Source organism: Amycolatopsis sp. SID8362 (assembly GCF_010550475.1).
Lineage (GTDB): Bacteria > Actinomycetota > Actinomycetes > Mycobacteriales > Pseudonocardiaceae > Amycolatopsis > Amycolatopsis eburnea.
In genome coordinates, this window is the sequence record NZ_JAAGNB010000058.1 from 1 (window position 1) to 10,416 (window position 10,416).

The 10,416-nt window shown below is 71.1% G+C and carries 13 protein-coding genes and 1 pseudogene; 8 read left to right on the plus strand and 6 right to left on the minus strand.

Features of this window, described 5'->3' with window-relative positions:
- Together G3I65_RS02010 and G3I65_RS02015 are read left to right on the plus strand one after the other, a co-directional pair.
- A partial coding sequence (locus G3I65_RS02010; protein ID WP_160694176.1) for a pyridoxal-phosphate dependent enzyme occupies positions 1-642 on the plus strand: 642 nt, incomplete at its 5' end.
- Between the two features lie 21 nt (positions 643-663).
- A complete protein-coding gene (locus G3I65_RS02015; RefSeq protein WP_160694178.1) occupies positions 664-1,233 on the plus strand; it encodes an NADAR family protein in 570 nt (189 codons plus the stop codon).
- Position 1,234: 1 nt separating this feature from the next.
- Here G3I65_RS02015 and G3I65_RS02020 read toward each other — a convergent pair whose 3' ends face one another.
- From G3I65_RS02020 to G3I65_RS02030, 3 genes are all read right to left on the minus strand, one after another.
- Positions 1,235-2,629, minus strand: coding sequence for an alpha/beta fold hydrolase (locus tag G3I65_RS02020; RefSeq protein ID WP_160694180.1), 1,395 nt, complete (start codon positions 2,627-2,629; stop codon positions 1,235-1,237).
- A gap of 184 nt (positions 2,630-2,813) precedes the next feature.
- Entirely contained in the window at positions 2,814-3,191 is a 378-nt protein-coding gene (locus tag G3I65_RS02025) for a hypothetical protein (protein ID WP_160694182.1), read from the minus strand.
- Positions 3,192-3,234: 43 nt separating this feature from the next.
- Positions 3,235-3,987: an acyltransferase gene (locus G3I65_RS02030; protein WP_086864487.1), complete on the minus strand. Its 753-nt coding sequence runs from the start codon at positions 3,985-3,987 to the stop codon at positions 3,235-3,237.
- 53 nt (positions 3,988-4,040) lie between these two features.
- Between G3I65_RS02030 and G3I65_RS02035 the strand changes: the two genes are divergently transcribed.
- The 4 genes from G3I65_RS02035 (at position 4,041) to G3I65_RS02050 (ending at position 7,479) form a co-directional block, all read left to right on the plus strand.
- Positions 4,041-5,003: a nucleoside hydrolase gene (locus G3I65_RS02035; RefSeq protein ID WP_160694184.1), complete on the plus strand. Its 963-nt coding sequence runs from the start codon at positions 4,041-4,043 to the stop codon at positions 5,001-5,003.
- Positions 5,000-6,130 (plus strand): bifunctional lysozyme/C40 family peptidase, encoded by a 1,131-nt coding sequence (locus tag G3I65_RS02040; RefSeq protein ID WP_160694186.1) that lies wholly within the window; start codon positions 5,000-5,002, stop codon positions 6,128-6,130. Before G3I65_RS02035 ends, G3I65_RS02040 begins: the two co-directional genes overlap by 4 nt.
- A 417-nt stretch (positions 6,131-6,547) precedes the next feature.
- Complete coding sequence (locus tag G3I65_RS02045; protein WP_160694188.1) at positions 6,548-6,973, plus strand: hypothetical protein; 426 nt, start codon at positions 6,548-6,550, stop codon at positions 6,971-6,973.
- A gap of 107 nt (positions 6,974-7,080) precedes the next feature.
- Positions 7,081-7,479 (plus strand): hypothetical protein, encoded by a 399-nt coding sequence (locus tag G3I65_RS02050; RefSeq protein WP_160694190.1) that lies wholly within the window; start codon positions 7,081-7,083, stop codon positions 7,477-7,479.
- Between the two features lie 86 nt (positions 7,480-7,565).
- Here the strand turns inward: G3I65_RS02050 and G3I65_RS02055 are convergent, their stop codons facing one another.
- Entirely contained in the window at positions 7,566-8,381 is an 816-nt protein-coding gene (locus tag G3I65_RS02055) for an MBL fold metallo-hydrolase (RefSeq protein ID WP_160694192.1), read from the minus strand.
- Between the two features lie 69 nt (positions 8,382-8,450).
- Between G3I65_RS02055 and G3I65_RS02060 the strand changes: the two genes are divergently transcribed.
- Complete coding sequence (locus G3I65_RS02060) at positions 8,451-8,978, plus strand: hypothetical protein (protein ID WP_160694194.1); 528 nt, start codon at positions 8,451-8,453, stop codon at positions 8,976-8,978.
- On the opposite strand, the gene G3I65_RS02065 is transcribed toward G3I65_RS02060, so the two are convergent.
- Positions 8,963-9,346, minus strand: coding sequence for a VOC family protein (locus tag G3I65_RS02065; RefSeq protein WP_160694196.1), 384 nt, complete (start codon positions 9,344-9,346; stop codon positions 8,963-8,965). The genes G3I65_RS02060 and G3I65_RS02065 overlap by 16 nt on opposite strands.
- Before the next feature lie 59 nt (positions 9,347-9,405).
- Between G3I65_RS02065 and G3I65_RS02070 the strand changes: the two genes are divergently transcribed.
- Complete coding sequence (locus G3I65_RS02070; protein ID WP_160694198.1) at positions 9,406-10,035, plus strand: winged helix-turn-helix transcriptional regulator; 630 nt, start codon at positions 9,406-9,408, stop codon at positions 10,033-10,035.
- On the opposite strand, the pseudogene G3I65_RS02075 reads toward G3I65_RS02070, so the two are convergent.
- Positions 10,012-10,416 (minus strand): annotated as a pseudogene (locus G3I65_RS02075) (MFS transporter); the annotation flags it as partial. The gene G3I65_RS02070 and the pseudogene G3I65_RS02075 sit on opposite strands and share 24 nt — an antisense overlap.

Here is a 10,416-nt window from a genome sequence, read left to right on the forward strand (position 1 = left end):
CGCGTCGTGGGCGTCGAACCCGCGGGCGCGGCGTGCATGGCGGCGGCGCTGGCCGCCGGGCACCCGGTGCGGCTGCCCGAACTGGACTCGTTCGTCGACGGCGCCGCGGTGCGCGAAGCCGGCGCGGTCACCTACCCGCTGATCCGCGACAGCGGCGCCGAGCTGACCGCGGTCGCCGAGGGCGCGATCTGCACCGAGATGCTGGCGATGTACCAGTCCGACGGCATCATCGCCGAGCCCGCGGGCGCGCTGGCCGCGGCGTCGCTCGGGTCGGTCGTGCACGTGGAGCCGGGGCAGACCGTCGTCGTCGTGGTCTCCGGCGGCAACAACGACGTCAGCCGCTACAGCGAGATCCTCGAACGCTCGCTGATGCACGAAGGGCTGAAGCACTACTTCCTGGTCGGCTTCCCGCAGGAGCCGGGCGCGCTGCGGCGGTTCCTCGAGCAGGTCCTCGGGCCCGAGGACGACATCACCCGCTTCGAGTACGTCAAGCGCACCAACCGCGAAATGGGCCCGGCGCTGGTCGGCGTCGAGATCGCGCGGCCGTCCGACCTGCCCGGACTGCTCGCCCGGATGGCCGCGAGCCCGCTGCAGGTGGAGCGGATCGAGCCGGGTAGCCCCCTGTTCCACTTCCTGCTCTGAGGGTTGTGGTCCACTAGGCGGATGGTGAAGGTCGACGGGATCCGCAGTGTCGAGGCGTTGCGCGAAAAGGTCCACGAGGGTGCGGAGCCCGAATACCTGCTGTTCTACGGGCACGCGCCCTCGACGTCCGGGCGGCTGACGGCGAGCTGCCTGAGCCAGTGGTGGCTCGACCCGTTCGAAGACGGCGGCGTCGTCTACCCGACCGCCGAGCACTACGTGATGGCCGGCAAGGCCGAGCTGTTCGGCGACCACGAGAAGGCGGCGCTGATCCGCTCGGCGCCCGACCCGAAGACGGCGAAGGTCCTCGGCCGCGAGGTCGACGGCTTCGACGCGGCCGTCTGGGAGCGCCACCGGTTCGACATCGCCGTCGACGGCAACCTGGCCAAGTTCCGGCAGCACCGCGACCTGCGCCGGTTCCTGCTCGGCACCGGCGACGCGGTCATCGTCGAGGCGTCGAAGAAGGACCTCGTCTGGGGCTCGGGCCTCGCCCGCGAGGAGAAGAACGCGACCAAGCCGGACTACTGGCGCGGGCTGAACCTGCTCGGCTTCGCGCTGATGGAGGTCCGCGAGCAGCTCCGCGCCCGCATCTGACTCACGGTGCCGGAATGGGTGCCCCGGGGCACGATTCCGACGTCGTCCTGCCCGTGTCGAAAAATGTGACAGCGGCGTTCGCGCAGGTCAGGGACGAGAGCGAGCCGTGGACGTCGTCCTCGATCGTCATGAGCTCGCCGCCGATCCGCTGCCGCATCGCGAGCGCCCAGCCGATCGGCGTGACGGGTTCGAAGGCGTGGCCGACGAGCTGCAGCGGGCTCTTGCCTGCGGCGAGCGCCCACGGCCGCGCGGGCAAGGGCCAGCCGACGCAGAGCTGTTCGTAGAGGCCGTAGCCGCCGGCGACCGGGAGCCGCTTCATCCGGTCGAGGCGGTGCTGCCAGACGGTCTCGAAGTCGCGCGGGCTCGGGGACTCGTTGCAGAGGAGCGCCGTCTGCTGGAAGTGGTTGAACGCGTGCGGTTCGCCGTCCCAGCCCAGCCGACCCGGCTGCTTCGCACTTTCGGGTGAAATCGGGCCGCCGTCGCGGAGCTGGGCGAGCTGCCGCGCCAGGCCCGCCCATTCGCGGCGCGGGTTGGCGAGCATGCCGTTGACGTCGCTGCGTTCGGCCCGCAGGTCGAGCAGGGCTTTCGCGACGGCGGGCTCCGTGGTCCCGAATCGGTAAACCACGTCGTACCTGGCGATCCACGAGGCGAAATCGTGGAAGGTGTTCTCGCCGGCGGTCGCCTGGCCGTCGTCCATCGCGGTGACGTTCAGGTCGGGCGGCATGACGGAGTCGAGCAGCATCTTGTCGACGTGGTCGTCGAAGAGCGTCCGGTACTGCGCGCCGAGCGCGGTGCCCCACGAGACGCCGTAGTAGCCGATCTTGTCCTCGCCGAGCGCGACGCGGATGCGGTCGAGGTCGCGGGCGATGGTGGGCGTGGTCAAGTTTCGGACGAACTCCGGGTGCGTGGCGACGCAGCGCCAGTTGGCCCGGGCCGCCCGCTCCGCGGCTTCACGGGCCTTCGCCTTGTCGGGGACACCCGGGTCCTGGACGTCTGCAGTGCAGGGGATGTCGGCGCTGTAACCGACGCCGCGGGGATCGAAGCCGACGAGATCGTGGTGGACGCCGATGCCCCCGGCGTGACTGTCGGCGATGCTGCGGGGCATGTCGAGCCCGGACTGCCCGGGGCCACCGGGGTTCAGCAGCACGGCCCCGGTGCGCTCCCCGGTCGCCCGGATCCGGCTGACGGCGATGTCGATTTTCGGACCACCGGGGTCGGCGTAGTCGAGCGGAACCGGCACGAGCGCGCACTCGGTGCGGCGGTCACCGGGATCCCAGCCCTTCGCGACGGTCGCGCAGAGCTGCCACGCGACCTCGTCGGCGGCGGCGACCGCCGGGACGACGGGAAGCAACGCCGCGGCGGCGAGCAGCGGGACGGCGAACCGGGTGATCGACATGGGGCTCAGGCTGCCGGGCGGGGGCCGGTGGGGAGATCGGCCGATCAGCCGATGATGGCCGCCGAACGGCCGGGATGGGGTGTGACCGGATTTCGACCAGGGCTCGCGAGCTGGGACTTGGGCGGCCTCCGGACCGTGGGCGGAAATCGACAACGGCTGGGCGGGCCAGGCCGCGGGCTGTGCGTCAGCCGCCCGGGCAGTCGGTGTCGCCGCCGCTGTGCTCGACGCAGTGGCGCGGGCCCGGCGGGGGCGGCGGGGCGTGCCGGAGGTCGTCGGCCCACGACAGCACCGCGACCGCCGCCGCCAGTGTCAGGCAGATGCCGAAGAACCACGTCCAGCCGCGACGTCGCGTTGTCGCGGAAACGACCACACCCACCAGCGGCAGCCCGGCGCCGAGGGCTGCAGCCCAGATCAGGTAGCCGCCCGCGGCGCCGCTCGTCTCGCCGAACACCGGGATGCTCGCCAGGAAGCCCAGCAGCACCAGGAACGGGACGACGAGCAGCAAGCCCACCGCGCACAACGCCAGCACGACCGACACCCACGCGGTCCGGATCTCCCCCACGGACCCAGTCTGGCCGGAAAAGCGACAAGCGTCCTGAGTAGATCTACTGCTCGAGGGTCTTCTGCAGCGCCTTGTTCGCCTTCCGCGCCATGTCGGCGACGGCTTCACGCCGGGCCGCGTCGGCCGCGTAGTCCTCTTCGCGGTTGCGCACGACACGGGCCGGCGCGCCGACCGCGATCGAGTAGTCCGGGATGTCGCCGCGGACGACCGCGTGCGCGCCCAGGACCGAGCCGCGGCCGATGCGGGTGCCCTTCAGGACGCTGACCTTGGTGCCGAGCCACGTGTCCGGGCCGATGCGGACCGGTGACTTCACGATGCCCTGGTCCTTGATCGGGACGTGGATGTCCGCGATGACGTGGTCGAAGTCACAGATGTACACCCAGTCGGCGACCAGGGTGGCCGCGCCGAGCTCGATGTCGAGGTAGCAGTTGATGACGTTCTGGCGGCCGAACACGGACTTGTCGCCGATCCGCAGCGAACCCTCGTGGCAGCGGATGGCGTTGCCGTCGCCGATGTGGACCCAGCGGCCGATCTCCAGGCGGCCGTAGCCGGGGCGGCAGTGGATCTCGACGTTCTTCCCGAGGAAGAGCATCCCGCGCAGGATGATGTGCGGGTTGGCGAGCCGGAACTTGAGCAGCCGGTAGTACCGGACGAGGTACCAGGGCGTGTACGCGCGGTTGCGCAGCACCCAGCGCAGCGAGTCGGCGGTCAGGAACTTCGCCTGCCGCGGGTCCTGCCGGGCGCGGCGCCAGGCCCGCACCCGCGACAGCGCGGGCGCACCCCACATCGACGTCATGCCCGTGACCGTAACCTGTGTACGGGACGGGTTCACAGGCAAGGGGAGCGTGGATGGGCACGAAGCTGATCATCGACACCGACCCGGGCGTCGACGACGCGCTGGCGATCGCGCTGGCGGCGCTGTCACCGGACGTCGACCTGCTGGGCGTGACGTCGGTGTTCGGCAACGTGCCCCTGGACCGCACGACGTCGAACGCGCGACGGCTGCTGGCGCTGTTCGGCCGCGAAGACGTGCCCGTGGCCGCCGGGTCGGCGCGCCCGCTGGTGTACTCCAAGCCGCGCGACGCGAAGGAGGTCCACGGCGGCGACGGCCTGTCGGGGCACTCCTACACGCTGCCCGAGGCGAGCCGTCCCGTCGACGAACGCGACGCCGTCCGGCTCATGACGGACCTCCTCGACGCGGCGGACGAGCCGGTGACCATCGCCCCGATCGGCCCGCTGACGAACATCGCCGCGCTGCTCGCGGCCCACCCGGGCGCGGCGGCGAAGATCGCGCGGCTGGTGATCATGGGCGGGGGCGTGACGTTCGGCAACAGCACGACCGCCGCCGAGTTCAACATCTGGAGCGACCCCGAAGCGGCGCGGCGGGTGCTCGTCGAGGAGGAGGTGCCGGTGGTGCTGGTCCCGCTCGACCTGACCCACCGGTGCGCCGTCGACGGCGAATGGCTGGCGAAGCTGGCGGCGTCGGGCCCGGTCGGCGCCACCCTCGAAGGCCTCACCTCGACCTACCGGCAGCACTACACGCGCGTGTTCGGCGAAGACCGGATGGTCATGCACGACGCCGTCGCGGTCGCCGAGGCGATCTCGCCGGGCATCCTGCGGACCGAGACCTACCGCGTCGACGTCGACTGCGGGCTCGGCCCGGCGCGCGGGCAGACCCTGGTCGACCGGCGGCGGCTCGGCGAGGACGATCCGCAGTTCTCCCCCGGCCGCCCGATCGAGGTCGCGGTGGACACCGACCTCGACGGCCTGCGCGGCTTCGTCCTGGACCGGCTGACCGGGGCCGCGCGGTGAGCGAAGCGCCCGAGGAGACGCCCGAGCCGCGCCGCCGGAAGGCCGCCGTCGTGGTGGCCGCGGTGGTCGTGGTCGCCGCCGCGCTGGTGGTCGGCGTCCAGTTCGCGCCGAAGCAGCAGGAGGAGCCGGCGAACGCGGCCGCGACGGGCACGCCCACGCCGTCTGTCGTGAAAACGACCACGCCGCCGCGGACGTCGACGCCGCCGAAGGTGCCGGAAGCGAGCGAGTTCGACGCCTGGGCGTCCAAGACCAGCCAGTGGCTCGACATCCCGCTGCGCGCGATGGTCGGCTACGCGAAAGCGACGACGAAGCTCGGCAAGGACGTCCCCGGCTGCCACCTTTCCTGGGTGACGCTGGCCGCGGTCGGAAAAGTGACCACGGACCACGGGCGGGCCCAGGGCGGGCAGTTCGGCGCCACCGGCGTGCTGGACAAACCGCTCGGCACCATCGAGGTGCGCGACTTCTACAACAAGGTCGTCTCGACGGCGAACGCCGCCGGGCCGCTGCAGCTGTCCCCGGCGATCTGGGGCAAGTACCAGGCGAGTTACACGGGCGGGAAGCCCGATGTCCAAAACATCGACGACGCCGCTTTGACCACCGGCCGCGCGCTCTGCGCCGACGGCCACGACCTGTCCCAGGGCCAGGTGTGGTGGGACTCGGTCAGCACGCTGCAGGCGGCGCCGCTGTTCCTGCACCGCACGCTGGCGACCGTCAACGTCTACGGCACGGTCGGCCAGGGCGCGGCGGCGCCGAACGCGGCGGTGCTGAGCGCCGTCAACTTCGCCATCGACAAGATCGGCCTCCCCTACATCTGGGGCGGCAACGGCACCGGCGGCAACGACCCGGGCTTCGACTGCTCGGGCCTGACGACGGCGGCGTACGCGAGCGCCGGGGTCAAGCTGATGCGCACGGCCGACACGCAGTTCCGGAGCGTCCCGCACGTGACCGACCCCCAGCTGGGCGACCTGATCTTCTACGGCGAGCCGGCGACGAAGATCCACCACGTCGGGCTGTACATCGGCAACCAGCAGATGATCGACGCGCCGCAGACCGGCCAGGCGGTCCAGGTCCACTCGTACCGCAAGGACGGCGACGACTACGCGGGAGCCGGCCGCCCGACGAAGTAACCATTAGTGCATCCGATGCACCATTGCGATTTCTGACGAAACCGTGCAATTGCTCGGAGTGCCGTTGACCTGGGTCAAGTGCGACATCCGGACGAGACGACAGCGACGTTCGAGGCGGTTCGGTTGGTCATCGGCTGAACAGGTGAAAAGCTTGTCGACCGGTCACGCGAGCGGCGCGCTCGGGTATGGTCGAGCAGGCAACCTGGGGTGATGAAAGTGCGAAGTATGTGCTGCGATATCTGCGCCCGGAAGTCGACGGAATGCGTGATGCGACAGACTGGGGTTGAATCGACTTGCATCCTCCTGGCACTGCCAGCACGGTTCGGGACAAGCGCGAGTCGTGCCACGGTGTGAAGGTTATTCAATACCAAAGGTGGTGGCTTTGAGGTGCCGATAAAGATGCATGGCCGGCGACATGTGACCGCCATTCCGGCATTGTTGGCCGTAGCGGCGATTGGAACGATGTCGTTTTCCGGCACCGCGGCAGCAGAGAGCCGCACAATGACGGCCGCGTGGGCCAACGACACGTTCTCGGTGTGCTCGGTCACCTGTGCCGAGGGGTACGCCGTTGGCGGGATCGTCTGGGGCAACCGCACGGCGACGGTGCAGGGATCAGTGACCAACTACTACGCGGACTTCACCACCGTCTACTTCGATGCGTTCGCCGGATCGACCAAGGTGGACAGCGCCACGCGCAGCAGCAGCGCTGGTGACGTCAGCTATCGGTTTGACATAGGCAACCCCGACCTGCCCGGAGGGGTTGACCGCATCAGGGTGCAAGTGTGCTCGACGGCCGGCGGCGACCGCCTGTGCGGACCGCAATACAACGAGATCCGCGACTGACCACGTCATCGACGCCTGCGATCCAAAACCCGGAGATCGACGACACAAGGGAGGGCAACATGACAAGGACGTCGCGAGCAGCCCGGAGGCTGGGCACGCTGACTGCCGTGACGATGGCGTCGGGCCTGTTCGCTGCCGGGATCGCATCGGCAGGGCCCAGCACAGCCGCGTGGGCCAACGACACGTACTCGGTGTGCTCGGCCAGCTGTCTCTTCGACGGGGGCGCTTCGGGCGGTGTTACCTGGGGCAACCGGACCTCGACAGTGCAAGGCTCGGTGTGGAGCTACTACGGCTACCCCACCACCGTCTACTTCGACGCGTTTGCCGGTTCCACGAAGGTCGACAGCCAGACCAGAACGACCAGCAGCGCGGGGCTGAGCTACAACTTCACCATCGGCAACCCCGACCTGCCCGGTGGGGTCGACCGCATCAGGGTGCAGGCCTGTACGACGCTTGCCGACGGGACGCGGGCCTGCGGCGACCAGTTCAACATGATCCGAGACTGACCTCGGCCGCCCTTCCTCTGAAGGATGCACTTCCGCGGCCCGCTCAGGCGTTCGTGATGTCCCGCCTGAGCGGGCCGAGCCGGCGGTCAGCCGAGGTGGTCGTTGGCCCCGCTGACCCAGGCGATGTACCGCTCGGCCGACCGGCGCACCGCGTCCTTGGCGCCGCCGAGGACCGTCGCGCCCAGGAGGCTGTAGAGGCGGTCGAACTCGTACGGCTCGAGGCGGTCCACGATGCGCCGCACCAGGCCCGCGGAGAGCGGGATCCGGTTGGGGTAGCTGCGCATGAACGTCACCCAGCCCGCGGCGGGGACCGGGACGATGGTGTCGCCGGTCAGCAGGACGCCGCCGGTCTCGGTGACGACGTGCGCCACCGCGGCGCCCGGAAAGTGCCCGCCGGCCTCGACGAGGGTGATCCCGGGCAGGATCGCTTCCGTGCCGGACCACTCGCGGATGACGGGGTCCTCCCGCCGCACCCACGCCCGGTCGGCGCGGTGGACCAGCACGGGGACGCGGCCCAGCCGGTGGCTCCAGCCGACCTGCGAGCCGTACATGTGCGGGTGGCTCGCGACGATCACGGCCGCGCCGCCCAGCTCCTCGATCACCGTGGCCAGCGCCGGGTCGAGGTGGTTCGGCGGGTCCCACAGCAGGTTGCCGCGGGCGGTCCGGACGAGGTGCGTCCACTGGCCGATGCCGAACGGCGGTTCGCGGTTGAACCGGTGCAGTCCGGGTTCCGGCTCCTCGTGCACGATCGCGTGGCCCTCGAGCTCGGCGAGGGTCGTCCACACCTGTCCCGAGGCGGGCACCCACTGCCGCTCGTCGGCGCAGATCACGCAGTCGCCGGGCGGGGGCTGTTCGGTGTCGGGGTGCTCGACGCCGCAGGTCCCGCAGATCCAGATCGTCATGCCGCCAGTCTTGAAGCTCCAGCATGGTGGAGGTCAAGGCCGCCGCGGCCGGGCTGGGAGAATCCCGTCATGGACTCGGGGACGACCACGCAGCTGATCACCGTGGGGGCCACGCTGGGCGGGGTCGTGCTCACGTTGCTGACCACCACGTTCGTCGAAAGCCGCAAGCTGAAGGCCGCCCAGCGCGCCGAAGAGCGCAAGCGCGCGGCGGACCACGCCGGCTGGCTGCGCGACGAGCGCGTGAAGGCCTACGCGAGCTTGTCGACGGCGAGCGAAGAAGCCTTCCAGCTCGTCCGGTCGGAATTCCTCCAGCTGCCGGAGAACCGGGCCGAGATCGAGGCCCGGTGGCGCGAGCGGCGCTCCGAGCTGCGCAAGGCGCACAACCAGGTGGCGTTGCTGGGGACCGAAGAACCGCGGCGGCGCGGCAAGGAGCTGTGGAAGGCGGCCCGCAACGGCGTCAACGACGTCTTCGCCGAGCTGGACGCCGGAGCGTCGGCCGTGCCGCGGGAGAGCCTCGACCGGGTGCTGTCGGGGATCAGCGACGCCGGCGACCGGTTCCTGGAGGCGTGCCGCGCCGACGTTCAGGGAGCCGGCTGAGCGACGGCCGGGCCGGCCAGGCCGACCAGGTTGCCCTGCGGGTCGGTGAACTGGGCGACCACCAGGTCGCGCCCCGGGGCGCGGTCCGGGCCCAGCCGGCGGGTGCCGCCGAGGCGCTCGGCCTCCGCCAGCGCCGCCTCGACGTCCGGGACGCCCACGTAGAACACCACGTGGTTCCCGTACCCCGCGCCGCCGCCGATGCCGCCGGGGATGGTTCCGGACTCCACGAAGCCGTAGCCGGGTTCCGACACCTGGGGCGACACCGGCGCCGAGGTGTCGAATTCCCAGCCGAACAGCTCGCCGTAGTACCCGCGCAGGCTCGCCGGGTCGGGTCCGATGATCTCGAAGTGCACGACAGGTCGGCTCATACCGGCACCGTACGCCGCTCTAGTTGTTAAAAACAACCATCGAGTTGTACTTTGAAAGCATGCCGACGAGCCGCAGCTACGGGGACGCCTGCACGATCGCCCGCGCGCTGGACGTCGTCGGGGAACGGTGGGCCCTGCTCGTCGTGCGCGAGCTGCTTCTCGGGCCGCAGCGGTTCTCCGACGTCCGGCGCGCGCTGCCGGGTGCGAGTTCGAACCTCGTCACCGACCGGCTCCGGGAACTCGAAGGGCACGGCGTCGTCGGACGGCGGAAACTGCCGCCGCCCGCCGGGTCCACGGTCTACGAGCTGACCGGCTGGGGCCGCGAGCTGGAACCCGTCGTGCTCGCCCTCGGGGCTTGGGGTGGCAGCATTCCGCGACCACCGGACGCGCACCTGGGCACGACGTCCGTGCTGCTGTTCCTCCGCGGCGGCGCGCGTCCTCGCCGCGCCGCCTGCTACCGCGTCGAACTCGACGCTCGCGTGTGGACGGTCCGCACCGAGCCGGGCCGCCTGACGGTCGAGCCCGGTGTGCCCGAAAACCCGGACGCCACGATCCGCACCGACCCGCCGACGCTGAACGCGCTGCTCGAGAAGCCGTCCGGCCTCGACGCCGCGATCGCGGACGGCCGGGTGGAGACGAGCGGTGACCGCAAGGCCATCCGGCGGCTACTGCGCGAGCGGCTGGCGTGACCGGACCCGCAGCGACGGGGCCAGGAAGACGATCCCGAAGGTGACCACGACCGCCGACGACAGCGCCCAGTGCAGGCCGACGCGGGTCGCCAGCGCGCCCACCAGCACCGGCTCCACCAGGAAGCCCAGGTAGCCGCACGCCGCGACCGCGGCGACCGCCCGGCCCGGCGCGTCCGCCTGCTTCCGGCTCGCCGCGCTCCACGCGATCGGCACGATCCCGGCCACGCCGAGCCCCACCACCGCGAAGCCGAGCACGCCCACGACCGGCCACGGCACGGCGAGGACCACGGCGAACCCGAGCACCGCGACGGCGGCCGCCACGCGGACGAACGCGACCGGCCCGGTCCGCGCCACGACGCGGTCGGCGACCAGGCGGACCGC